The 22,209-nt window shown below is 59.5% G+C and carries 24 protein-coding genes; 11 read left to right on the top strand and 13 right to left on the bottom strand.

Going from position 1 to position 22,209, the window contains the following annotated elements; genetic code table 11:
- Nucleotides 1–42 precede the first annotated feature (42 nt).
- Entirely contained in the window at nt 43–606 is a 564-nt protein-coding gene (locus ACYZTU_RS12410; RefSeq protein WP_461970501.1) for a helix-turn-helix domain-containing protein, read from the bottom strand.
- Between ACYZTU_RS12410 and ACYZTU_RS12405 the strand changes: the two genes are divergently transcribed.
- From ACYZTU_RS12405 to ACYZTU_RS12375, 7 genes are all read left to right on the top strand, one after another.
- Nucleotides 586–1,629 carry a DMT family transporter gene (locus tag ACYZTU_RS12405; RefSeq protein ID WP_461970499.1) on the top strand — a complete coding sequence of 348 codons (1,044 nt, stop codon included), beginning with the start codon at nt 586–588 and terminating at the stop codon, nt 1,627–1,629. The genes ACYZTU_RS12410 and ACYZTU_RS12405 overlap by 21 nt on opposite strands.
- A 161-nt stretch (nt 1,630–1,790) precedes the next feature.
- On the top strand, nt 1,791–4,709 hold the full coding sequence (locus tag ACYZTU_RS12400; RefSeq protein ID WP_461970497.1) for a monovalent cation/H+ antiporter subunit A: 2,919 nt from the start codon (nt 1,791–1,793) through the stop codon (nt 4,707–4,709).
- A complete protein-coding gene (locus tag ACYZTU_RS12395; RefSeq protein WP_007986256.1) occupies nt 4,709–5,053 on the top strand; it encodes a Na+/H+ antiporter subunit C in 345 nt (114 codons plus the stop codon). Before ACYZTU_RS12400 ends, ACYZTU_RS12395 begins: the two co-directional genes overlap by 1 nt.
- On the top strand, nt 5,050–6,735 hold the full coding sequence (locus ACYZTU_RS12390) for a monovalent cation/H+ antiporter subunit D (RefSeq protein ID WP_461970495.1): 1,686 nt from the start codon (nt 5,050–5,052) through the stop codon (nt 6,733–6,735). Before ACYZTU_RS12395 ends, ACYZTU_RS12390 begins: the two co-directional genes overlap by 4 nt.
- Nucleotides 6,732–7,220 (top strand): Na+/H+ antiporter subunit E, encoded by a 489-nt coding sequence (locus ACYZTU_RS12385; RefSeq protein ID WP_461970493.1) that lies wholly within the window; start codon nt 6,732–6,734, stop codon nt 7,218–7,220. Before ACYZTU_RS12390 ends, ACYZTU_RS12385 begins: the two co-directional genes overlap by 4 nt.
- The gene (locus tag ACYZTU_RS12380; RefSeq protein WP_461970491.1) at nt 7,217–7,495 is read left to right on the top strand and encodes a K+/H+ antiporter subunit F; all 279 of its coding nucleotides are present in this window, start codon (nt 7,217–7,219) and stop codon (nt 7,493–7,495) included. Before ACYZTU_RS12385 ends, ACYZTU_RS12380 begins: the two co-directional genes overlap by 4 nt.
- A complete protein-coding gene (locus tag ACYZTU_RS12375) occupies nt 7,492–7,908 on the top strand; it encodes a Na+/H+ antiporter subunit G (protein WP_461970489.1) in 417 nt (138 codons plus the stop codon). Before ACYZTU_RS12380 ends, ACYZTU_RS12375 begins: the two co-directional genes overlap by 4 nt.
- On the opposite strand, the gene ACYZTU_RS12370 is transcribed toward ACYZTU_RS12375, so the two are convergent.
- From ACYZTU_RS12370 to ACYZTU_RS12355, 4 genes are all read right to left on the bottom strand, one after another.
- Nucleotides 7,851–8,288 (bottom strand): DUF3995 domain-containing protein, encoded by a 438-nt coding sequence (locus tag ACYZTU_RS12370; RefSeq protein WP_461970487.1) that lies wholly within the window; start codon nt 8,286–8,288, stop codon nt 7,851–7,853. The two genes, ACYZTU_RS12375 and ACYZTU_RS12370, sit on opposite strands and share 58 nt — an antisense overlap.
- A 164-nt stretch (nt 8,289–8,452) precedes the next feature.
- On the bottom strand, nt 8,453–9,469 hold the full coding sequence (locus ACYZTU_RS12365; RefSeq protein ID WP_461970485.1) for an ABC transporter substrate-binding protein: 1,017 nt from the start codon (nt 9,467–9,469) through the stop codon (nt 8,453–8,455).
- A gap of 118 nt (nt 9,470–9,587) precedes the next feature.
- Nucleotides 9,588–9,791, bottom strand: a complete 204-nt coding sequence (locus ACYZTU_RS12360) for a hypothetical protein (protein ID WP_449643925.1) — start codon at nt 9,789–9,791, stop codon at nt 9,588–9,590.
- A complete protein-coding gene (locus ACYZTU_RS12355; protein ID WP_461970483.1) occupies nt 9,791–10,261 on the bottom strand; it encodes a hypothetical protein in 471 nt (156 codons plus the stop codon). Before ACYZTU_RS12355 ends, ACYZTU_RS12360 begins: the two co-directional genes overlap by 1 nt.
- Between ACYZTU_RS12355 and ACYZTU_RS12350 the strand changes: the two genes are divergently transcribed.
- The 4 genes from ACYZTU_RS12350 to ACYZTU_RS12335 all read left to right on the top strand — a co-directional run bounded on the left by ACYZTU_RS12350 (nt 10,235) and on the right by ACYZTU_RS12335 (nt 11,685).
- Nucleotides 10,235–10,363 (top strand): hypothetical protein, encoded by a 129-nt coding sequence (locus ACYZTU_RS12350; RefSeq protein WP_461971222.1) that lies wholly within the window; start codon nt 10,235–10,237, stop codon nt 10,361–10,363. The two genes, ACYZTU_RS12355 and ACYZTU_RS12350, sit on opposite strands and share 27 nt — an antisense overlap.
- 313 nt (nt 10,364–10,676) lie before the next feature.
- Nucleotides 10,677–10,925: a hypothetical protein gene (locus ACYZTU_RS12345; protein ID WP_461971015.1), complete on the top strand. Its 249-nt coding sequence runs from the start codon at nt 10,677–10,679 to the stop codon at nt 10,923–10,925.
- Nucleotides 10,926–11,083: 158 nt separating this feature from the next.
- Nucleotides 11,084–11,314, top strand: coding sequence for a hypothetical protein (locus tag ACYZTU_RS12340; RefSeq protein ID WP_461970481.1), 231 nt, complete (start codon nt 11,084–11,086; stop codon nt 11,312–11,314).
- Nucleotides 11,315–11,445: 131 nt separating this feature from the next.
- Nucleotides 11,446–11,685, top strand: a complete 240-nt coding sequence (locus ACYZTU_RS12335) for a DUF2789 domain-containing protein (protein WP_033057641.1) — start codon at nt 11,446–11,448, stop codon at nt 11,683–11,685.
- A 102-nt stretch (nt 11,686–11,787) separates the two neighbouring features.
- Here the strand turns inward: ACYZTU_RS12335 and ACYZTU_RS12330 are convergent, their stop codons facing one another.
- The 8 genes from ACYZTU_RS12330 to iolD all read right to left on the bottom strand — a co-directional run bounded on the left by ACYZTU_RS12330 (nt 11,788) and on the right by iolD (nt 22,191).
- A complete protein-coding gene (locus ACYZTU_RS12330; protein ID WP_461970479.1) occupies nt 11,788–13,392 on the bottom strand; it encodes a methyl-accepting chemotaxis protein in 1,605 nt (534 codons plus the stop codon).
- Nucleotides 13,393–13,591: 199 nt separating this feature from the next.
- Nucleotides 13,592–13,996, bottom strand: coding sequence for a TraR/DksA family transcriptional regulator (locus tag ACYZTU_RS12325; protein WP_007907888.1), 405 nt, complete (start codon nt 13,994–13,996; stop codon nt 13,592–13,594).
- A 326-nt stretch (nt 13,997–14,322) separates the two neighbouring features.
- A complete protein-coding gene (locus ACYZTU_RS12320) occupies nt 14,323–15,345 on the bottom strand; it encodes an ABC transporter permease (RefSeq protein ID WP_008153855.1) in 1,023 nt (340 codons plus the stop codon).
- Nucleotides 15,346–15,402: 57 nt separating this feature from the next.
- Nucleotides 15,403–16,968: a sugar ABC transporter ATP-binding protein gene (locus ACYZTU_RS12315; RefSeq protein ID WP_461970477.1), complete on the bottom strand. Its 1,566-nt coding sequence runs from the start codon at nt 16,966–16,968 to the stop codon at nt 15,403–15,405.
- A gap of 71 nt (nt 16,969–17,039) precedes the next feature.
- Nucleotides 17,040–17,966 (bottom strand): sugar ABC transporter substrate-binding protein, encoded by a 927-nt coding sequence (locus ACYZTU_RS12310; RefSeq protein ID WP_461970475.1) that lies wholly within the window; start codon nt 17,964–17,966, stop codon nt 17,040–17,042.
- Between the two features lie 148 nt (nt 17,967–18,114).
- Complete coding sequence (locus tag ACYZTU_RS12305; protein ID WP_461970473.1) at nt 18,115–19,167, bottom strand: Gfo/Idh/MocA family protein; 1,053 nt, start codon at nt 19,165–19,167, stop codon at nt 18,115–18,117.
- A 48-nt stretch (nt 19,168–19,215) separates the two neighbouring features.
- Nucleotides 19,216–20,226, bottom strand: coding sequence for a bifunctional inositol 2-dehydrogenase/D-chiro-inositol 1-dehydrogenase (gene iolG / locus ACYZTU_RS12300; protein WP_461970471.1), 1,011 nt, complete (start codon nt 20,224–20,226; stop codon nt 19,216–19,218).
- Between the two features lie 33 nt (nt 20,227–20,259).
- The gene (gene iolD, locus ACYZTU_RS12295; RefSeq protein WP_461970470.1) at nt 20,260–22,191 is read right to left on the bottom strand and encodes a 3D-(3,5/4)-trihydroxycyclohexane-1,2-dione acylhydrolase (decyclizing); all 1,932 of its coding nucleotides are present in this window, start codon (nt 22,189–22,191) and stop codon (nt 20,260–20,262) included.
- Nucleotides 22,192–22,209 lie beyond the last annotated feature (18 nt).

Here is a 22,209-nt window from a genome sequence, read left to right as displayed (position 1 = left end):
AAATAACAGGTGACACGCATTTCCCGATGAACCGTCAAGCGATCAAATCACCACATTCCGCACAAACCGCGCCGCAACTTCCCCATCGTTGCGATAGGAATGCGGCTGACTGCTGGCAAACATGTAGAACTCGCCGGCGACTATCTCATGCGGCACGTCACCCAGCATCAACGTCAGGCAACCTTCGAAGACGTAGATTTGTTCACTCCAGCCCTCGGCGTCCGGTTGCGACGGGTAAATTTCCCCCGGTTGCAGGCACCATTCCCATTGTTCCACCTCACGGGTGGCGGTGGCTTTGGACAGTAAAACGGCTTTGCTGCCAGGAATCGTCCCGGCCCAGGCCAGTTCGTTAATGCGGCTTGGATCGCGGGCATCCGGGGCCTGAATCAGGTCGCTAAAGGCCACGTCCAGCGCTTCGGCCACACGATCGAGGGTGGTGAGGCTGACGTTCTTCTCGCCGGCTTCGATGGCCACCAGCATCCGGCGGCTGACTCCGGACTTTTCGGCCAGTGCGGTTTGGCTCATGTCGGCGGCGTGGCGCAAGCGTCGAACGTTTTGACTGACGTGCTGGAGGACCGAAGCCCGATGCGTGGAATCTTTGTGCACTATATTGCTCACTTGGTGGGGTTGGGCAGTATACTGCGCAACATTCGGCGCATTGTGCGTCCCCCTCAGGTAGCGCGCAAGGTCATGACGTCGGTGAATATCTCTCACACTTCCCCCCGTTTCTCGCGATTCAGCAAGGCCGAGTGCGTGCTGGTGCTGATCACCATGGTCTGGGGCGGCACCTTCTTGCTGGTGCAGCACGCGATGACCGTCAGCGGGCCGATGTTTTTTGTCGGTCTGCGTTTTGCCGCGGCGGCGCTCATTGTTGCGCTGTTCTCCTGGCGTCACCTGCGTGAACTGACGTTGTTCGAATTGAAGGCCGGGGCCTTTATCGGTGTGGCGATCATGCTTGGTTATGGTTTGCAGACCGTCGGCTTGCAGAGCATTGCCAGCAGTCAGTCGGCGTTTATTACCGCGTTGTACGTGCCCTTCGTGCCGTTGCTGCAATGGCTGGTGCTGGGTCGGCGTCCGGGTCTGATGCCGAGCATCGGGATCATGTTGGCGTTTACCGGGTTGATGTTGCTGTCTGGGCCGGCCGGCGCTTCGTTAAATTTCAGCCCCGGTGAAATCGCCACGCTGATCAGCGCCGTGGCGATTGCGGCGGAAATCATTTTGATCAGCACTTATGCCGGACAGGTCGATGTGCGCCGCGTGACGGTGGTGCAATTGGCGGTCACTTCGGTGCTGGCGTTTCTGATGGTGGTGCCGACTCAGGAAGCGATTCCGGGCTTCTCATGGCTGTTGTTGTGCAGCGCGTTGGGGTTGGGCGCGGCCAGTGCTGCGATTCAAGTGGCGATGAACTGGGCGCAAAAGAGCGTTTCGCCGACCCGGGCGACGTTGATCTATGCCGGTGAGCCGGTGTGGGCCGGGATTGTCGGGCGGATCGCCGGGGAGCGTTTGCCGGCCATTGCGCTGGTTGGGGCGGGGTTAATTGTGGCGGCGGTAATTGTCAGTGAGTTGAAGACCAAGGGTAAAGCTGCGCCCGATGTCGAGGGCGACCCGGAAGGTGAAGCCGAGCACTGATCACTCCCACGCAGAGCATGGGAACGATCAAATCGCACTCTCTGAAACAATAAAAAACAGGTTTTTCCGTCGACCTTATAGGATTCTGCGACAGCTTGGCGTTTGGCGATCCGGGAGCTGGCACGTATGATGCTTCACAAACTTCCGCAGATTAGAAGCCTATGTCCCTGATAGTTCTACTGCTTCTGCCTTTTATCGGCAGCTGTCTGGCAGCCTTGCTGCCGCACAACGCGCGTAACACCGAATCTCTGCTGGCTGGCCTGGTTGCCTTGATTGGCACCGTTCAGGTCGCTCTCTTGTACCCGCAAATCGCCCATGGCGGCGTGATCCGCGAAGAATTTTTCTGGTTGCCCAGCCTGGGCTTGAACTTCGTCCTGCGCATGGATGGGTTCGCCTGGCTGTTCTCGATGCTGGTGCTGGGCATCGGCACGCTCGTTTCGTTGTACGCCCGCTACTACATGTCGCCGGACGATCCGGTGCCGCGGTTCTTCGCGTTTTTTCTGGCGTTCATGGGGGCCATGTTCGGGCTGGTGATCTCCGGCAACCTGATTCAGATCGTGTTTTTCTGGGAGCTGACCAGCCTCTTCTCCTTCCTGCTGATCGGCTACTGGCACCACCGCGCTGATGCGCGACGCGGCGCTTATATGGCGCTGATGGTCACCGGCGCAGGCGGTTTGTGCTTGCTGGCGGGGGTTATGCTGCTCGGCCATGTGGTCGGCAGCTATGACCTTGACAAGGTCCTGGCCGCCGGCGATCTGATTCGCGCGCACGCCCTCTACCCTATTCTGCTCTCCCTGATCCTGATCGGGGCCCTGAGCAAAAGCGCACAATTCCCCTTCCACTTCTGGCTGCCCCACGCGATGGCGGCGCCGACACCGGTTTCGGCCTATCTGCACTCGGCGACCATGGTCAAGGCCGGAGTGTTTCTACTCGCACGACTATGGCCGTCGCTGTCCGGCAGTGAAGAATGGTTCTACATCGTCAGCGGCGCCGGCGCCTGCACCCTGTTGCTGGGCGCGTACTGCGCGATGTTCCAGAACGACCTCAAGGGCCTGCTGGCCTACTCGACGATCAGTCACCTGGGCCTGATCACTCTGCTGCTGGGCCTGAACAGTCCGCTGGCCGCCGTGGCCGCGGTGTTCCACATTCTCAACCATGCGACGTTCAAGGCCTCGCTGTTCATGGCCGCCGGGATCATCGACCACGAAAGCGGCACCCGGGACATCTGCAAGCTCAGCGGCCTGATCAAGCTGATCCCGTTCACCGCCACCCTGGCCATGGTCGCCAGCGCCTCGATGGCCGGTGTGCCGTTGCTCAACGGCTTCCTCTCGAAAGAGATGTTCTTCGCCGAAACGGTGTTCATCAACGCGACAGCGTGGATCGAGATGACCCTGCCGATCGTCGCGACCATCGCCGGGACTTTCAGCGTCGCCTACTCGCTGCGCTTTACCGTCGACGTGTTCTTCGGCCCGACTGCCACCGACCTGCCGCACACCCCGCACGAACCGCCACGCTGGATGCGCGCGCCGGTGGAACTGCTGGTATTCACCTGCCTGGTCGTGGGGGTTTTCCCGGCGCAGGTAGTCGGCCCGTTATTGGCTGCTGCCGCCCTGCCGGTGGTGGGCGGAACCTTGCCTGAATACAGCCTGGCGATCTGGCACGGCTGGAACGCCCCGATGATCATGAGCCTGATCGCCATGTCCGGCGGCATCGTGCTTTATCTGCTGCTACGTAATCAGCTCAAACGCGGGCGTTTCAAGTACCCGCCGCTCATTGGCCGGTTCAACGGCAAGCGCCTGTTCGAGCGCAGCCTGGTGATCATGATGCGCCTGGCCCGTCGTCTCGAGCGGCGGATCAGCACCAAGCGCCTGCAAACCCAATTGTTCCTGGTGGTACTCGCGGCAGTGCTGGCCGGGTTGATCCCGATGCTCCACAGCAGCCTGAGCTGGGGCGACCGGCCGAAGATTCCCGGCTCGATCGTGTTCGTGACCTTTTGGCTGCTGGCGATTGCCTGTGCCCTTGGCGCGGCGTGGCAGGCCAAGTATCACCGGCTCGCGGCTTTGACCATGGTCAGCGTCTGCGGCCTGATGACGTGCATCACCTTCGTCTGGTTCTCGGCGCCTGACCTTGCGCTGACGCAACTGGCGGTCGAAGTGGTGACCACGGTGCTGATCCTCCTCGGTCTGCGTTGGCTGCCGCGCCGGATCGAAGAGGTGTCGCCGCTGCCGAGCACCCTGCGCAAGGCACGCATCCGCCGTATCCGCGACTTGCTGTTGTCGACCGTGGTCGGCGGTGGCATGGCGCTGCTGGCCTACGCGATGCTGACGCGCCAGACACCGAACCACATTTCATCGTTCTACCTCAGCCGTGCCCTGCCCGAAGGCGGCGGCAGCAACGTGGTCAATGTGATGCTGGTGGACTTCCGCGGCTTCGACACCCTCGGTGAAATTACCGTGCTGGTGGCCGTGGCCGTGACTGTATTCGCCCTGCTCCGACGCTTCCGACCGCCGAAAGAAAGCCTGCAGTTGCCCGCCCAGCAACGTCTGCTGGCACCCGACGTGGTCACCGACCTGGTCAATCCGCGGCAGGCCAGCGACACCGCGCTCGGTTTCATGATGGTGCCGGCGGTGCTGGTGCGCCTGCTGTTGCCTATTGCGTTTGTGGTATCGGTTTACCTGTTCATACGCGGCCACAATCAACCGGGCGGCGGCTTTGTCGCAGGGCTGGTGATGTCCGTGGCGTTCATCCTGCAATACATGGTCGCCGGCACCCAGTGGGTCGAGGCGCAAATGAGCCTGCGACCATTGCGCTGGATGGGCACCGGACTGCTGTTCGCCACGGTCACCGGGCTTGGGGCGATGGCGGTCGGTTATCCGTTCCTGACCACCCACACCTGGCATCTGGACCTGCCGGTGTTGGGCGATATTCACATTGCCAGTGCGCTGTTCTTCGACATCGGTGTGTACGCCGTGGTGGTCGGTTCGACCCTGTTGATCCTCACCGCCCTCGCTCACCAATCGGTACGCGGTCACAAGACCGCTGCCCTGCCTAGATCCGTCGCCACCAAAGGAGCCGTCTGATGGAAGAAGTCATCGCAATCGCCATCGGCGTATTGGCGGCGTCCGGGGTCTGGCTGATCCTGCGGCCACGAACGTTTCAGGTGGTGATGGGCCTGTGCCTGCTGTCCTACGGCGTCAACCTGTTCATCTTCAGCATGGGCAGCCTGTTTATCGGCAAGGAGCCGATCATCAAGGACGGCGTGCCGCAAGACCTATTGCACTACACCGATCCGCTGCCGCAAGCGCTGGTGCTGACCGCGATCGTCATCAGCTTCGCCATGACCGCGCTGTTTCTGGTGGTGCTGCTGGCCTCCCGGGGCCTGACCGGTACCGACCATGTGGATGGCCGGGAGCCTAAAGAATGAATCTGATGCCGCACCTGATCGCTGCACCGATTCTGCTGCCGCTGCTGACCGCCGCCATGATGCTGATGCTGGGCGAGAAACACCGGCCATTAAAAGCCAAGATCAACCTGCTTTCCAGTCTGGTGGGGCTGGGCATTGCCGTGCTGTTGCTGCAATGGACTCAGGAGACTGGCGTCCCCGGCTCCATCGGCGTGTACCTGCCGGGCAACTGGCAGGTGCCGTTCGGTATCGTGCTGGTGGTCGATCGACTGTCGGCGCTGATGCTGGTGCTGACCGGGATCATCGGCGTCAGCGCCCTGCTGTTTTCCATGGCCCGTTGGGACGGCGCCGGTTCGAGTTTCCACGCGCTGTTCCAGATCCAGATGATGGGGCTTTACGGCGCGTTCCTGACGGCGGACCTGTTCAACCTGTTTGTGTTTTTTGAAGTGCTGCTGGCAGCCTCTTACGGTCTGATGCTCCACGGTTCGGGTCGATCGCGGGTGTCGTCGGGGCTGCATTACATTTCGATCAACCTGCTGGCCTCGTCACTGTTCTTGATCGGCGCGGCGCTGATCTACGGCGTCACCGGCACCCTGAACATGGCCGATCTGGCGCTGAAGATCCCGCTGGTGCCCGAGGCTGATCGAGGCCTGCTGCATGCCGGCGCGGGAATACTCGCGGTGGCGTTCCTGGCCAAGGCCGGGATGTGGCCGCTGAACTTCTGGCTGGTGCCGGCGTATTCCGCGGCGAGCGCACCGGTGGCGGCGATGTTCGCGATCATGACCAAGGTCGGCGTCTACACCTTGCTGCGCTTATGGACCCTGCTGTTCTCCGGCCAGGCTGGCGCCTCGGCGTATTTTGGCGGCGACTGGCTGATCTACGGCGGCATGGCGACCATCGTCTGCGCCGCCGCGGCGATTCTCGCCGCACAACGACTGGAGCGTCTGGCCAGCCTGAGCATTCTGGTATCCGCCGGGATTCTGCTGTCGGCCATCGGTTTCGCCCAGCCGAACCTGATCGGCGCGGCATTGTTCTATCTGGTCAGCTCGACCCTGGCGTTGAGCGCGTTGTTCCTGTTGGCCGAGCTGATCGAGCGTTCGCGTTCGGCCAATGAAATGCCGTTGTTCGATGACGGCGATCTGCTTCCGCGACCGATGGAATCCTTACAGCCACCCAAAGGCATCAACCTCGATGACGAGCAGAAAGCCGTGGTCGGCCAAGTGATTCCCTGGACCATGGCGTTTCTCGGGTTGAGCTTCATTGCCTGCGCGCTGCTGATCATCGGCATGCCACCGCTTTCGGGATTCATTGGCAAACTCGGCTTGCTCAGCGCCCTGCTCAATCCGTTGGGCCTGGGCAATGCCAGCGATGAGCCGGTTTCGAACGCGGCGTGGGGCTTGCTCGCGTTGTTGATCCTCTCCGGGCTGGCGTCGTTGATCGCCTTCTCGCGCTTGGGCATCCAGCGTTTCTGGACACCCGAGGAGCGGCCGTCGCCATTGTTGCGACGTTTCGAATGCGTGCCGATCATCGCGCTGCTGGGCCTGAGCATTGCGCTGACCTTCAAAGCTGAACCGCTGTTGCGCTACACCCAGGCCGCCGCCCAAGCCTTGAACAACCCACAGCAATACGTGATGGCGGTGCTCGGCACCCGTGCGACGCCAAGCCCGGAAGCCAAAGCCGCGATTGCGGAGGTCAAACCATGAAGCGTCTGTTTCCGGCCCCGTGGTTGTCGCTGGCGCTGTGGTTGTTGTGGCTAGTGCTGAACCTGTCGATGAGCCCCGGCAATCTGCTGCTGGGCGCCGTGCTGGGGTTCTGCGCGCCGTTGATGATGCGCAAGCTGCGCCCGCTGCCGATCCGCATTCGTCGGCCGGGCGTGGTGGTGCGTTTGTTCTTTCTGGTCGGTCGCGATGTGGTGGTATCAAACCTCGCCGTGGCCTGGGGCGTGCTCAACGCTGGTCGCCGCCCACCGCGTTCGCGCTTCATCAAGGTGCCGCTGGACTTGCATGACGCCAACGGCCTGGCCGCGCTGTCGATGATCTGCACGGTGGTTCCCGGCACCGTGTGGTCGGAACTGGCACTGGACCGCAGCATTCTTTTGCTGCACGTCTTCGATCTGGAGGACGAAGCGCTGTTCATCCAGCACTTCAAGGCAACCTATGAGCGCCCCTTGATGGAGATCTTCGAATGAGCGCATTGCTGTCGAACGCAATCCTGCTGAGCCTGTTCATCTTTTCGCTGGCGATGATTCTGACGCTGATCCGGCTGTTCATGGGGCCGTCGGCCCAAGACCGGGTTCTGGCGCTGGATTACCTGTACACCATTGCGATGCTGATGATGCTGGCGCTGGGCATTCGGTATGCCAGTGACACTTACTTCGAGGCAGCGCTGTTGATTGCGCTGTTCGGTTTCGTCGGCTCGTTTGCCTTGGCGAAATTCCTGCTGCGTGGCGAGGTGATCGAATGAGCGCTGAACTGTCTCTGTGGGTGGAAATTCCGGTGGCGGTCCTGCTGGTGCTCAGCAGTCTGTTTACACTGATCGGCGCCGTTGGCCTGGTGCGGATGAAAGATTACTTCCAGCGCATGCACCCGCCGGCGCTGGCGTCGACATTGGGTGCCTGGTGCGTGGCACTGGCCTCGATCGTTTACTTTTCGGCGCTCAAGTCCGGGCCGGTGTTGCATGCCTGGCTGATTCCGATCTTGTTATCGATTACGGTGCCGGTGACCACGTTGCTGCTGGCGCGGGCGGCGCTGTTTCGCAAGCGCATGGCGGGGAAGGATGTGCCGGCCGAGGTGAGTAGTCGGCGTTCCGACGATGCTTATCAGATCCAGGCGACTGCCAGCAGCCCCGCCCCCAACACCACACACAACGGCGAATAGGCCCAGGTGTCGAGCCGTGCAAACTTCGAATCCTTCACCTGTTTGAAGAACCCAATCAGATTCGAATCGCCGATCGCCCTGGCGAACATCAGCATCGCAATGGCGCTGATCAACCATTGCAGCGACGAGTGATGCACCGTCGGCAAATACAGGCCGACCCGCAAGCACACCAGCATCGCAATCAGCAGCAACCCGACCGCCACCAATAACGTGGCAAAACCTGAAGGCTTGAAGACCGGCCTGGATTCCCCGCCGCCCTCTGCGGATATTCGCGGGATCGCCGCCTCGCTACCCAACTTGCCACCTGCCGCCCAGTACAGGTGGATCAGGCTGATCAACAGGAAGATGGCAGCCATCCATTGCGCGATCAATAGGCTCATGTTCAGACTTCCAGCGTGAAATGTCGCAGCAGGATGAACTTCCTTGAACGATTTTGTAAGGGTATTCGTCATCGGCAATGATAAAGTGCCGGCCCATGAAACTCGCCCGAACTGATCGCACGAGTCGGTGCGGCGCTCGCGAAGGCGTCATCAGACTCACTGCATCATTTCAACTCGGCAGACACCTTGTCTGCCACATCCTTGGGCACCCAGGCCTGCCACACGTCCGGGTGCGCCTTCATGAACGCCTCTGCCGCCTGCCGTGGCGGGGTGTGTTTTTCGCTCATCTCGGCCAGCGCCTTGTTCAGCAGACCGATTGGCAAGTCGACCTTGCTGAAGAACTCGGCAATCTGCGGATACTGTTTCTGGAAGGGCGTGGACACGCCGATGGACAATTTCGAGGCCAGTGAGCGCGTCGGTTTCGGATTCGGGTTGTCGGCGTCAGTCAGGGTCTTCCAGGCTTCGGCGTCGAACGGCGGCTCTTCGAGCTGAATCAGTTTGAAGCGGCCGAGCAATGGCGTAGGCGACCAGTAATAGAACAACACCGGTTTGCCGCGACGAATCGAAGAACTGATCTCCGCATCCAGTGCCGCCCCCGAACCACTGCGGAAATTCACATAGCTGTCGTCCAGCCCATACGCCTTGAGCTTCTGTTTGTTGACCACCTCCGACGTCCAGCCGATCGGGCTGTTGAGGAAGCGCCCCTTGCCCGGGGATTCCGGATCACTGAATACCCCCTTGTAGCGCGGCAGGTCGCTGACACTGCGCAAGTCCGGCGCCAGCGGCTTGATGCCTTTCGCAGGGTCGCCCTTGATCACATATTCGGGCACCCACCAGCCTTCGGTGGCGCCCTTGACCGTATCGCCGAGGCTCACGACTTTACCTTCGGCCTCGGCCTTGACCCAGACCGGACTGCGACCGGCCCACTCTTCGCCAATCACCTGAATGTCATTGTTGGCCAGTGCGGTCTCCAGGGTGATGGTCGTCCCCGGCAAGGTATCGGTCGGCAGCCCGTAGCCCTTCTCGACGATGATCCGCAGGATATCGGTGATCAGGCTGCCGCTTTCCCAGTTCAGGTCGGCGAAGTGGATCGGCGCCTGGGCAGCGAACACCGGAACGGGTGAAGCCAGCAAACCGAAAGTGGCCAGGGTAGCGGCCAGCAACCGTCGAAATCCGTTCATGCTTTTGCACCTCGTGCTGTTCGTAGCAATAGCAGGATGGCCTGGCAGAAGACCGCAAAGCCTCTGAATACTCAGTCAACTGACTGTAGTAGAGGTTCCTGCTTTCGAGGGGGGTCAACTAATTTTCGGAAGTTTCCTGCAAGCGCGCCAGCTCTCTTCGTACCATGCTGGCGTACTCCGCCGGACGCAACGTATAGATCTGTGACGCCACCCAACCGAGCCATGCACCTTGCAAAACAGCCTTTTGGTCGAACAGCCGTCGGGCCTCGACTTGCGCGCTGGCCTGGTTCTGTACGTGGAAGTCGGCGCGGGTCAGGGTCATTACTCGCTGGCCTTGAAGGTGATCAGTTCACCTTTGCGCCACTTGGCAGCCTTGGCGGTGACGGCTTTCAGGGTTTTGGTCAGGCCTTCCTGCAACTGTTGGTGAGCGGCGAACACCATCACCACGCTATGACCTTCCTTAAACACGATCCCGTGGCCATCAGCAGTGGTGACGAACGCGTAATCACCCATGCCGTAAACCGTGAGTTTGATTTCGCGAAACTTGATGTCCAGCTTGCCGCCTTCGCGACTGGGCAATACAGAGGCGCTGAAATGATCGCCGACCTTGAGTTTAAGCCCAGGTTTGTCATCAACCACCAGCGCTTCTTCGGTGTCGATCTCGGCAATATAAATGCCTTCAGCGTTCTGTTCGGTGATGTAAACAAAACGTGACTGGAACTGTTTAACCAGCTTTGCGCGCAAATCACCCAGCACGAACAAAGCATGCATATCGAGATTACTTACTGCCAAGGAAACATCCCCACATCTGAAAATGATGCTGCACGCAGGAAAAATAGCGCACAGCAGAAAAAAGCGGCAATGCCGAAGGTGTCGCCAAATGACCCGGGTTGAAATCCTGAAACGAGCAGAGCACTCATTCATCGCGAGGTTTAAGAAGACTACTGGAACGTCACTCACGTCGTCTTGCCTGGTATTCGTCAGAGGTTGAAGGAAAACGCCCTTCTAACGGCCAGATAAAACCGGACTACCAACCTTAGGGAACAAACTCTTTAATAAAAGCACTTTTCCTACATATCGCCCGCAGAAAATTGCTTTAGATAAGCATCAATCGCCAACCAGTGGTGGTGATTCTAGAGCAGCGATGCTCACCGAGACTACCCAAAACGACGAACACACGTCGGTAAAACAACGAAAAGGACTTCATATGTGCACGCTGACACACTTCGCTCACCCCCCGGCACCTTACACAAACAGCTCGCTGACCCTGCACTCGGTGATGTTTCAACCGCATGAATACCACCCTGAAGAGCTTGCCCGGCCACGCTTTCAGGTGGTTTTGGCCGGCAATGCCTTCTTCCATATCAAGGAAATTTCCACCGGCCGCGTCAGAGGTTTCCGCAGCAAGCATAACGAAGCCTGCGCCCTTGCCCGCTCTCTCGAGTTACGCAGTTGACGGTCCCGCTGAATTCATTTCTATAGACGCTTCGTCATGCCGGCGACTTATCTCAGCCGCCGGCATGCAACTACTGCCATACTGCCCGACCAATGAAACCCGTCCCCAGGGCGGGCGGCGTTCAAAACAACAGAATATTTCCAAGGGAAGGCTGCAACGTGACGGAATTTGATATCGGCGAATTTTTTATCCGGGGCGAAGCCAGAGAAGTCGAAGGCGAATTCCAGGCAGTCATTGTCATGCGCGCCAAACCACCGCTGACCACCGTGACGTATCACCAGGTCGAGAAGGATCGCTGGTTCAAGACCTCGGACGTCGCCGCCATTGCCGCCCAGGAATCCGCCAAGGCGCTGAAGCTTGCGGTCGATGAAGGGGCGTTGAAAGCCTGATAGTCGGTTTGCAGTCTATGCTCACTTCTGCTTTCGAACATCGCCATCGAACTCCTGAAGCGTGGCTCCCTCAGATGTATTGAAGCCACCCCTCAGATCTCGCACTCGACGCGACCCGCAAGGAGATGAACATGGATTCACCTACACACGACTTGAAAGGCTTGTTCGACCAACTCGGTCTGGACTCCAGCGAGAAGGCCATCGACGATTTTATTGCCAGTCATTCCCCTCTGGCCGACGACAAGAAACTCATCGATGCCGAGTTCTGGACCCCGCAGCAAGCCGGCTTCCTGAAAGAACAATTGCGCGAAGACGCCGATTGGGCACGGGTGGTCGACGACCTGAACTTGCGTATGCATCAGATCCACTAGCCTGTAATTAAAGGCAGGCTGTCGGGTATTTCGGCGTTCAGTTGCGCCAACCAGGCAGCCCTGCACTCCTGCGCCTCTTCGTGACTTGAGAATCCCGTCCTCTCAATGAGGATTTTCAGGCTTGTAACCCAATCGCAAACCACCCCAATGCCGGCCCTTAAGCATGATCGGCACCGAGAGGTCGTGCATCAGTTCACCGGTGTCGCGGGTGTAGGTTTGCAGCAGTACGGCCTGCTGATGGCTGCCACAGCGGATCCCGGTACGGTCGGCGAATTTGCGTTTGGTGCGGTTTTGCAAGGTATCGACCTGCGCATCACCGGTCAGTGGTTGGCTGAAGACTTTGTTGTGGGTCGGCACATAGCCCTGCTGCGTGCAGGCGATGGCGAACACCAGACCTTCATGGCGCGGCAACAACGGTTCCTGGATCGCCGGCAAGACCTGATCGGCATAGCGATCGAAGCGAGTCTGGTACTTGGCGGGGCTGGTGTTGGGTATGGCCTGGTAACTGCGATCAAACAGGTCATCGAGGCTGACGCGTCCCTCGTCGATATCCGCTTCAAAGCGCGCCGCTATCTGACTCGCGCCTTCGCGGGCCAAGTCATAAACCCGCTGGTGATAGTCATCCAGTCCGACTTCCGCGAGGCGTTCGCTGATGGTTTCGGCCTGACCTTCCATTTGCACCGCGGCCTGGGCCAGGCGCTGGGTCTGTTGGTCGCTGATCGCCAGGTCGCTGCGCATCCGTTCGATGGCGTGAAACAGGCTATCGAGTTGTTCGCGGTTGGTGTCAGCGCCCCTGGCGATTTCCCCGACCTGGCTTTCGACGCCAGCGGCCAGACGCGCAATGTTCTCCAGGTGCTCACCGGTGTGCTCGACCTGCTTGACGCCGGTGTCGAGGTCGCTGGACAGTTGACGGATCTGCTCCACCACTTGCGCGGTGCGCTGCTGAATATCCGCGACCATTTCCCCCACTTCACCGGTAGCCGTCGCCGTGCGCGCGGCCAGACCGCGAACCTCATCAGCCACCACCGCAAATCCGCGACCATGCTCCCCGGCCCGCGCCGCCTCGATAGCAGCGTTCAATGCCAGTAGATTGGTCTGGCTGGCGATGGACTGGATGACCAGGGTTACCCGTTGGATATCGTCACTGCGCAGGCTCAGGGCTTCGATCAGTTCACGACTGTTACTGGCGCGCTGACTGAGTTGATGCATACGGGCGATGGACTCAATCAACTCCGTACGCCCTGCCGCGCTGCTCTGATGAGCCTCGCTGGCCGCACTGAGGGCTTCCCGGCTGAGTGTCGAGGTGGCTTGTTCGGTGGCGATCATCACTTCGGCGTTGCTGACGATCTGCGCCGCGGCACCGAGCTGCGATTGCAGTTTGTCGGCCAGTTGCTTGACCGAAAAGGCCACACCGGCGGCGGACAAAGCGTTATGACTGGTTGTATAGGAAAGATCGCGAGTCAACTCGGCAATCGCGCTGGCGCTGTCGGCGGGGGTTGCCACAGGGATGGCGCGCGAGCGCAAGCGAGGTAGCCAGATCACCAACACGGCCAATGGCAGGCCAAGGTAAAGCGACCAGCCCCCCAGCGTCATGCCGCACAACAAGAGCATCAAGGCGATACTTTGCAGGGTCGGCGTTAGCCAAAGGTTTTTTGGCAAAAGCACGGGTGCAGGCACTGCCGCAACCAGCGATCCGTCTCGCGTCATCTTCGTCACCCCACCCATAATTCTAATTGTTGTATCGGCATTAAACGCCACTACAAGGCCATTATCTATGGTCCATTAGTAGTGGGCGTTGCAGCAGATCAATAGAAGGGTGGGAGATTTCTGCAGACGAAAAAAAGCACCGCGGGCAAGCCTTGCTCCAACAGGAGTGAGGCTTGCCCGCGATGCGGGCGTTACGAAATCAGGCCTGACGCTGGTGCTTGTCGATCTGTTCGTGACGCTCTTGAGCTTCGATGCAGTACTTGGTGGTCGGGCTGATCAGCAGGCGCTTCAGGCCAATGGCCTCGCCGCTGTCGTCGCACCAGCCAAAGCTGTCTTCCTTGATGCGTTCCAGAGCCTGTTCCAACTGAGGCAGCATGCGTTGGTCGCGATCGATCGCGTTTACCAGCCAGGTGCGCTCTTCTTCAACAGAAGCAGCGTCAGCCGGATCAGCCGGGGTGTCCAGGCTTTCGATGGCGATGCGGTTCTGTTCGATGCGCTCGTGGGTTTCGACTTTCATGTTCTGCAACAGCTCAGAGAAAAAAGCATGTTGCTCGGCATTCATGTAGTCATCCGCCGGCATGGCCAGCAACTTGTCCTTTGTCATTGATATCTCTATAAAAAAACGTGCATTAAGGCGAATTAGGAGCGATCCGGCGGACCTGGTCTGGCCATCGGAAAGGCGCCGTGTGTTCCAAGCGCCACCCGGCACTCAATTTACGAGGGGCAGCAGTCTAAGGCCGACTTGAGGCCTCAGCAACTGAAAAGACAGCGAATTTGTCCGACAAGGCCCAGAAAGTGCTCTACGGCAACCTTTGCGGTGATTATCGGAGTGCGTTTATAGCAAGAAATTCAATCGAGCGGCTGTATATAGAAGACAAACGGCTGCGCCACGCGGGTCAGGCGTGGCGCATTAGCGGTTTTATCGGCGACTCAGCGCTTGAGTTTGCGCTTGTTGCGGTACTGATCGATGACCACTGCCACCACGATGATCAGGCCTTTGATGATGTCCTGAATGTAAGCATCGACGCCAACAAAGGTGAAACCGCTGGCCATGACCCCGAGGATCAGTGCGCCGATGACCGTGCCGGTAATGCGTCCTACGCCACCGGCCAGGCTGGTGCCGCCGATCACTGCCGCGGCAATTGCGTCCAGCTCATAAGACATGCCCATCCCGGCCTGCCCGGTCGCGGCCCGTGCCGAAGCCACCACACCCGCCAGGCCTGCCAGCAACCCGGCGATGCTGTAGACGATCACCAGATGCCGCTTGACGTTGATCCCCGAGGTACGCGCCGCCTGCATGTTGCCGCCGATGGCGTAGGTGTACTTGCCGTACTTGGTGTAACGCAGGGCGATGTGAAAGATCACCGCGACCACCAGGAAAATGATCACCGGCATCGCGCCGTGTCCGATAGCCGTGTAGGAATCCGAGAGCATGCTCACCGGCTGGCCTTCGGTGTAGTAACGCGCGAGGCCACGCGCCGAGACCATCATGCCGAGGGTGGCAATGAACGGCGGGATACCGGTAATAGCAATGATGCTGCCGTTGATGGCCCCCGCCAGCAGTCCCACCCCAAGCCCGGCAATCACCGGAATCCATACCGGCAAGTCAGTCAACGACGGGAACACCGCCCGGGCGAAGTCCGACGTTTGCGCCAGACTGGCAGCGATCATCGCCGATAGCGCCAGCACCGAGCCGGAAGACAGGTCGATACCCGTGGTGATGATGACCTGGGTCACGCCGATGGCCAGCAGGCCAATGATCGACACTTGCAAGATCATCAGCACCAGACGCTGAGAGTTCATCAGGAAGCTCTGGTCGCGCACGATCCAGCCAAACACTTCAAAGACCAGGCCGATGCCAATCAGCACCAGGAAAATACTCAACTCAGTCGGAAAGCGCCGGCGACTCTTGACCGGTGCCGTTGCTGGCTTGTTTTCCAGTATCGCGTTCATAAACACTCACCCTTCTATTGCGTCGCCGACGCTGGCCATCGCCAGCGCCGGCATCAATTAGTGAACCGCGGACATGCCCGAGGCCAATTGCATCACTCGTTCCTGGGTCGCTTCGCTGCGGTCGAGGGTGCCCATCAGGTCGCCCTCGTGCATGACCATCACCCGGTCGCTCATGCCGAGCACTTCCGGTAGTTCCGATGAAATCATGATCACCGCCATGCCTTCGCTGGCGAGGCAGGAAATGAGCCGATAGATCTCGGCCTTAGCGCCGACGTCGATACCGCGAGTCGGCTCGTCGAGAATCAGGACCCGTGGATTGGTCATCAGCCAGCGCGCCAACAACGCCTTTTGCTGATTACCACCAGACAAGGTGTCGATGCACTGCTCCAGCGACGGGGTTTTGACCCGCAGCTTCTTGCACATGTCTTCGCACAAGGCGCGCAGGGCTTTTTGCTGGATGAAACCGTGGCCGGCGTAATGCGGCAACACCGCCATTTCCATGTTCTCCAGCACCGACAGGCACGGGAAAAGGCCGCTGAGCTTGCGATCCTCGGTCAGCAATGCGAAGCCCTTCTCGATCGCCATGTGCGGATCGCTGATGCGCACCACTTCACCGTCGAGACGAATCTCGCCACCGTCGCTCGGCGTGATGCCGAAAATCGCTTCGGCGACGTTGGTCCGCCCCGAGCCCATCAACCCGGCGATGCCGAGGATCTCGCCGGCATGCAGGTCGAAGGAAACACCTTTGAAAATGCCGTCCAGTTTAAGGTCGCGCACCGACAGCAGCAGATCACCGATCGGCTGCTCGCGCACCGGGAACAACTGGCTGAGTTCGCGGCCGACCATCATCGAAATCAGGCTGTCGCCGTCCATGCTGTCGGCCCGCTGCAGGCCGATGTAGGCACCGTCACGGAACACCGCGACTTCATCGGCGATGCTGAACACCTCGTTCATTTTGTGCGTGATGTAGATGATGCCTTTGCCCTGACGCTTGAGGTCGGCAATGATCGAGAACAGATGGGCGACCTCCTTGTCGGTAATGGCCGAGGTCGGTTCGTCCATGATCAGGATGTCGGAGTCGTAGGACACCGCTTTGGCTATCTCGACCATCTGCCGTTCGGCGATGCTCAGGTTGCCGACCTGTTCCTCCGGATCGAGGTTGATCCGTAGGCGTTCCAGCAGTTGCGCCGTGCAACGGTGCATTTCGCGGTGATCGATCATGTGCAGGCCATTAAGCTGCTCACGGCCGATCCAGATGTTCTCGGCGATGCTCATGTGCGGCATCAGGTTGAGTTCCTGGTGGATCATCGCGATCCCGGCCTGGAGCGCTGCCAGTGGCGTTTCGAAGACCACCGGTTTGCCCCTCAGGCGCAGTTCACCGGCGTCCGGCTGATAGATGCCGGCAATGATTTTCATCAGGGTGGATTTGCCGGCGCCGTTTTCGCCCATCAGGGCCAGCACGGAACCGGGGCGTACCCGAAGCTGTACATCGGACAAGGCCACCACACCGGGAAATCCCTTGCTGACGTTGATGATCTCCAGCAGGTACGGCTCATCGACAGGTGTTGCAGTTGGGTGGATACCCACCAACGGGGTGTTCGAAGCAGTCGCTGAAGCGAACATGATCAGGTACTCCATCAGCAAGGTCGCGGTCGCCACCTTGCGTATTTATTGTTGTTATTTGAACGGACAGGCTACTTGAACGTTTCGACGTTTTGCGGGGTGATCAAGCGGTATGGCACCCACACGGCCTGTTCAACCGGCTCGTTTTTGGCCATTTTCACTGCAGTGTCGATCGAACCGTCCGCCTGACCTTTCGCGTCCTGGAACACCGACACCGCCATGTTGCCTTTCTTGATTGCGTTCAAGCCGTCCGGCGTACCGTCGACACCCGCGATCAGCACACTGCCCTTCTCGACGCCGGCCTGTTGCAGGGCCATTGCAGCACCAATAGCCATTTCATCGTTGTTGGCTATGACCGCGTCAAACTTGCGGCCTTGGGTCAGCCAGTCGTTGACCAGGGTCATGCCTTTATCCCGCAGCCAGATCCCGGTCTGCTCTTGCTCGATCTTGATGTTCGGGTATTTGGCCAGTACGTCTTTAACGCCCTTGGTGCGGTTAGTGGTGGAGTTGTTCGCAAGGTCGCCCAGCAGAATCACGATATCGCCCTTGCCACCCATCTTGTCGGCCAGGTATTGCATCTGCATTTCACCGGCCTCCAGATCGTTGGAGGCGACAGTCACCACGCCTTTGGGCAACTTCAGGTCATCGGGGCGGCGGTTGACATAGACCAGCGGGATGCCGGCCTTGACGGCGGCTTCGGTGATTTTTTTTGTGGCGGCGGTATCCACCGGGTTGACCACGATGGCATCGACTTTCTGGCTGATGAAGTTTTCGACCTGGCTCAACTGCTTGACCACGTCGCTGCGGGCGTCTTCAAATTGCAGCTGGACGCCATCGGGATAAGACTTGGCTTTCTTGTCCATGGATTCGCGCAGGTAGGTCAGCCAGGTGTCATCGAACTGCGACATGCTGACGCCGATCTTCATATCGGCGAGTGCAGCGCCGCTGGCGAACATCAGGGACAAGGCAAGTGAGGCGAAACGGATCTTGGTCTTCATGAAAAGTCTTTCTCCACATTCTTGTTGGTTTTATGGATGAGGTGTGACGATTTCAGTCAGCGAGAAAAGCGTGAAAACGAGTCGCGAGGCAGGTCGCTGGAAATGACTCTATTGGAATATAATTTCTATATCAACTCATTTTAGAATCCTATTCTGTTTTTATTCCATGGCTTCCGAACGGGCTCAATGCCACCACTTCATGCCGCTCGACGCTCAGTCGCGCAGCATCTAGCACACGGGTGGTCGCCAACGCGTCACGGGCATCCACAGGCAGTGGGCCACCGCTCTGCAACGCGGCTTGCAGCTGTAAATAGAACTGATTCCAGCAACCGCGCTCGGAGGGCACCCGTTCGCGCACTTCGCCCTGTTCGAACCAGCCCCATCGGCGATGCTCTTCAACGCCCCAGCGTTCACCTTCGGATTTTGGCGAGCGCCCGGCGAGCGCCGAGGCTTCCTGTCCGTCCAGGCCATCGACGCTGTAACAGCCTTGGGTGCCGGTCACCCGAAAGCGCGGGCCGGGGGTGTTTTGCAGGCAACTGCCGCCCAGGTGCGAAGTCACGCCACTGGCATGGGTCAGGGCCATAAAGAAGCCGTTATCGAAGACCTGGCCTTTTTCCAGGTAATCCAGTTCGGCGTAGACCCGCGTCACAGGACCGAATAAAAGCAACGCCTGATCCACCAGATGACTACCGAGATCGCGCAGCAAGCCACCGCCACTGCCATTGTTCACCGCTTGCGGTGAGTAACGCTCGATCCGCGATTCGAAACGGGTGACCTGGCCCAGTGCGCCGGACTCGATGAGTTTGCGCACGGTGAGGAAGTCTGAGTCCCAGCGACGGTTCTGGTAGACGCTGAGCCGCACGCCTTGGCGCTCGGCCATGGTGATCAGGGTTTGCGCCTGCTGCGCGTCAGCGGCGAACGGTTTGTCGCTGACCACCGCCACACCGTGTTCGATGCCATCGAGCACCAGCGCCGGCCGGCCTTTGAGCGGAGTGGACACCACCAGCACATCGATCCCGGCTTCCACCAACTGGCCGATGCTGTCAAACGCGGGCACCCCTGGATGCTCGGCCGCCAGCAACTGTCGGCGCTCAGGTGAACGGGTGACAACACCCACGAACTTCGCCGCCGGCAAACTGCTGATCAGTGGAGCATGGAAAAACCGGCCGCCATGGCCGTAACCGACAAGTCCGATACGCATATTGTTCTCCTGATGATCGTTCCCACGCGCGTGGGAACGATCATCTAGTTAGCCGTAGAAGTGTGGGCGGTCTGGCAGACTGACTTTTACGATCGCCCCACTGTTCTGCGCCTCGATACACGCATCCGCCGCCACCGCCGCCGCGAACCCGTCCCATGCCGAAGGCCCACCCACCTGCCCTGCCCGAACGCCATCGATAAACGCCTGCAACTCAACGTCGTACGCGGCGATGAAGCGATCCTTCCAGTCCATCAGAATCGCGTTGGACAATTTCGCCCCGCTGCGCAATTGAACCTGCGACGGCTCAGGCAGTTTGGCGATGCCGGTCTCCCCCACGACTTCGCACTGGATGTCGTAGCCGTATTGGCAGTTAACGAACACTTCCACGTCGATGCGCGTGCCTTTGGCCGTTTCCAGCAGCACGATCTGCGGGTCTTTCAAATGCGCGAGCGCCTTGCTGCTCTTGCGCGGGAACACCACTTGTACCGACACGTAATCGTCGTCGAGCAACCAGCGCAACACGTCCAGTTCATGGATCAGCGTGTCGGTAATCGCCATGTCGGTTTTGTAGTTCTCACCCACGGTCGGGTTACGGTGCGCGCAGTGCAACATCAACGGCTCACCAATCTGACCGCTGTCGATCACGGCTTTAAGTGCCCGATAACCTTCGTCATACGGCCGCATGAAGCCGACCTGCACCAGGCGCTTGCCGTGGGCCACTTCGGCTTCGACGATCTTGCGGCAGCCTTCAGCGGTGACCGCCAGCGGTTTCTCGCAGAACACCGGTTTGCCGGCGGCAATCGCAGCCAGCACAAACTCTTCGTGGCTAGGCCCCCAGGAGGTGACCAAAATGGCGTCGACTTCCGGCGCCTTGATCAGTGCATGGCCGTCGGGATAGACCTCGGCGGTCAGCTTCAGGTCAGAAACCACCTTCGCGGCTTGTTGCAAGTTGATGTCGGTGACAGCGACTACCTGGCTGTTGAGCAAGGTCTGGCTGCAACGACGGATGTGATCCTGGCCGATGGCCCCTGTACCGATAACACCTAGCTTCAAAGACATTTCTGAACTCCTGTTGGAATTTTTGTAGAGCAATCAGTACTGACGGGCCTTGGACAGTCGTTCATTCAAGGTCTTGGCCACCGCATCGGTGCGGGCGCTGGTGGAGACTTGCGCCACGCCGACCCGCCACCACGACAGGTATTTGTGAATCATGGTTTTGGGCAGAACCTTGATGTCGATTAGCGTCGAGACTGTCTGCAATTGAGCATCGGCCAATGCCGCTTTCAGTTCATCAACGGTGTTCACTGTGTAGGTTTTGCAGCCATAGGCCGCCGCGCTCATGGCGAAATCTACCGGCACGAAACCGCCGTCCAGCTTGCCGGTTTCCGGGTTGCGGAAACGGAACTCGGTGCCGAAGCTGTCCATCCCGTGTTCCATCTGCAAGTTGTTGATGCAACCGAACGTCATGTTGTCGAGCAGTACCACGTTGATTTTGCGTCGCTCCTGAACCGAGGTCGCCAGCTCGGAATGCAGCATCATGTAGGAGCCGTCGCCGACCAGCGCATAGACCTCGCGCTCAGGCTCGGCGAGCTTCACACCCAACGCGGCGTTCACCTCGTAACCCATGCAGGAATAGCCGTACTCGACGTGATAGGTGTTCACGCCCTTGCTGCGCCAGCTGCGCTGCAAGTCACCGGGCAGACTGCCGGCGGCGGCGACGATGACTGCGTCATCGGCGAGGGTTTCATTGAGCACACCGAGCACTCGGCTCTGGGTCAGGCAGGAACCGGTCAGCTCGAAGAATTCGCGCAGCACCGCCAGGTCCATATGGTCGTTGATTTCCGGGACGAAATCCTTGGTCTGGTAGTCGATCTGATAAATGCGGTCGACTTCCTCGTCCAGTTGCGCCTTGGCCTGACGCGGTTGATCGCCCCACGCGGCGCGGTAATCACCCAAGGTCTCGGCCAGCGCTTGCAAACCGGTTCTGGCGTCTGCCAGCAGTTGCACGCCATCGAGTTTCAGGGCGTCGCAGGGGCTGATGTTCAGGTTGAGAAATTGCACCTCAGGATGCTGGAACAAGGACTTTGACGCGGTGGTGAAATCGCTGTAACGCGTGCCGACACCGATGATCAGGTCCGCATCCTTGGCCAACAGATTCGCCGCCAGACAGCCGGTTTCACCTATTCCGCCAACGTTCAGCGGGTGACTGGACACCACCGCACTCTTGCCGGCCTGGGTTTCGGCGAAGGGAATATCGAAGCGCTCCGCAAACGACTGCAGTGCGGCATTGGCGCCAGAGTATTTGACCCCGCCACCGCAAATGATCAGCGGTTTGCGTTTGCCTTTGAACAGCGCCAAGGCATCGCCGAGCATCGCTTCGGTAGCCGGACGACGCTCGATGCGGTGCACGCGTTTTTGCAGGAAATAATCGGGGTAGTCGTAGGCCTCGGCTTGCACATCTTGTGGCAACGCCAGGGTCACCGCGCCGGTTTCGGCAGGGTCAGTGAGCACACGCATGGCGTGGATCGCCGCCGTCATGAGTTGCTCGGGACGGTTGATGCGGTCCCAGTATTTGCTCACGGCCTTGAACGCGTCGTTGGTGCTGATGCTCAGGTCGTGGAACTGCTCGATCTGTTGCAGCACCGGGTCCGGTTGGCGGCAGGCGTAGACATCGCCGGGCAACAGCAGCAAGGGAATGCGGTTGGCGGTCGCCGTCGCGGCGGCGGTGAGCATGTTCGCCGCGCCCGGCCCGACCGATGAAGAGCAGGCGTAGATCTTGCGCCGCAGGTGTTGCTTGGCGAAACCGATGGCCGCGTGGGCCATGCCTTGCTCGTTGCGGCCCTGATGGACGATCAGGTCGCCACTGTCCTGCTCCAAGGCCTGGCCCAGCCCCAGCACATTACCGTGGCCGAAAATGGTAAAGATCCCGGCGACGAATTTGCTTTGAACCCCATCGACCTCGATGTACTGGTTATCGAGGAATTTCACCAGAGCCTGGGCCATGGTCAGTCTTGTTGTGGTCATGCTTGCACCTTCTGTATG

This window comes from Pseudomonas sp. HLT2-19-2 (genome assembly GCF_054898005.1).
Note: the sequence above shows the minus strand (reverse complement) of the source record. Positions and strands in the feature narration are given on the sequence as shown.

What these genes read in the sequence shown, in the direction of transcription:
- ACYZTU_RS12405 (WP_461970499.1), top strand. Translation starts at nt 586, where the DNA reads ATGCGTGGAATCTTTGTGCACTATATTGCTCACTTGGTGGGGTTGGGC.
- ACYZTU_RS12400 (WP_461970497.1), top strand. Translation starts at nt 1,791, where the DNA reads ATGTCCCTGATAGTTCTACTGCTTCTGCCTTTTATCGGCAGCTGTCTG.
- ACYZTU_RS12395 (WP_007986256.1), top strand. Translation starts at nt 4,709, where the DNA reads ATGGAAGAAGTCATCGCAATCGCCATCGGCGTATTGGCGGCGTCCGGG.
- ACYZTU_RS12390 (WP_461970495.1), top strand. Translation starts at nt 5,050, where the DNA reads ATGAATCTGATGCCGCACCTGATCGCTGCACCGATTCTGCTGCCGCTG.
- ACYZTU_RS12385 (WP_461970493.1), top strand. Translation starts at nt 6,732, where the DNA reads ATGAAGCGTCTGTTTCCGGCCCCGTGGTTGTCGCTGGCGCTGTGGTTG.
- ACYZTU_RS12380 (WP_461970491.1), top strand. Translation starts at nt 7,217, where the DNA reads ATGAGCGCATTGCTGTCGAACGCAATCCTGCTGAGCCTGTTCATCTTT.
- ACYZTU_RS12375 (WP_461970489.1), top strand. Translation starts at nt 7,492, where the DNA reads ATGAGCGCTGAACTGTCTCTGTGGGTGGAAATTCCGGTGGCGGTCCTG.
- ACYZTU_RS12370 (WP_461970487.1), bottom strand. Translation starts at nt 8,288, where the DNA reads ATGAGCCTATTGATCGCGCAATGGATGGCTGCCATCTTCCTGTTGATC.
- ACYZTU_RS12365 (WP_461970485.1), bottom strand. Translation starts at nt 9,469, where the DNA reads ATGAACGGATTTCGACGGTTGCTGGCCGCTACCCTGGCCACTTTCGGT.
- ACYZTU_RS12360 (WP_449643925.1), bottom strand. Translation starts at nt 9,791, where the DNA reads ATGACCCTGACCCGCGCCGACTTCCACGTACAGAACCAGGCCAGCGCG.
- ACYZTU_RS12350 (WP_461971222.1), top strand. Translation starts at nt 10,235, where the DNA reads ATGCATATCGAGATTACTTACTGCCAAGGAAACATCCCCACATCTGAA.
- ACYZTU_RS12345 (WP_461971015.1), top strand. Translation starts at nt 10,677, where the DNA reads ATGTGCACGCTGACACACTTCGCTCACCCCCCGGCACCTTACACAAAC.
- ACYZTU_RS12335 (WP_033057641.1), top strand. Translation starts at nt 11,446, where the DNA reads ATGGATTCACCTACACACGACTTGAAAGGCTTGTTCGACCAACTCGGT.
- ACYZTU_RS12330 (WP_461970479.1), bottom strand. Translation starts at nt 13,392, where the DNA reads ATGACGCGAGACGGATCGCTGGTTGCGGCAGTGCCTGCACCCGTGCTT.
- ACYZTU_RS12325 (WP_007907888.1), bottom strand. Translation starts at nt 13,996, where the DNA reads ATGACAAAGGACAAGTTGCTGGCCATGCCGGCGGATGACTACATGAAT.
- ACYZTU_RS12320 (WP_008153855.1), bottom strand. Translation starts at nt 15,345, where the DNA reads ATGAACGCGATACTGGAAAACAAGCCAGCAACGGCACCGGTCAAGAGT.
- ACYZTU_RS12315 (WP_461970477.1), bottom strand. Translation starts at nt 16,968, where the DNA reads ATGTTCGCTTCAGCGACTGCTTCGAACACCCCGTTGGTGGGTATCCAC.
- ACYZTU_RS12310 (WP_461970475.1), bottom strand. Translation starts at nt 17,966, where the DNA reads ATGAAGACCAAGATCCGTTTCGCCTCACTTGCCTTGTCCCTGATGTTC.
- ACYZTU_RS12305 (WP_461970473.1), bottom strand. Translation starts at nt 19,167, where the DNA reads ATGCGTATCGGACTTGTCGGTTACGGCCATGGCGGCCGGTTTTTCCAT.
- iolG (WP_461970471.1), bottom strand. Translation starts at nt 20,226, where the DNA reads ATGTCTTTGAAGCTAGGTGTTATCGGTACAGGGGCCATCGGCCAGGAT.
- iolD (WP_461970470.1), bottom strand. Translation starts at nt 22,191, where the DNA reads ATGACCACAACAAGACTGACCATGGCCCAGGCTCTGGTGAAATTCCTC.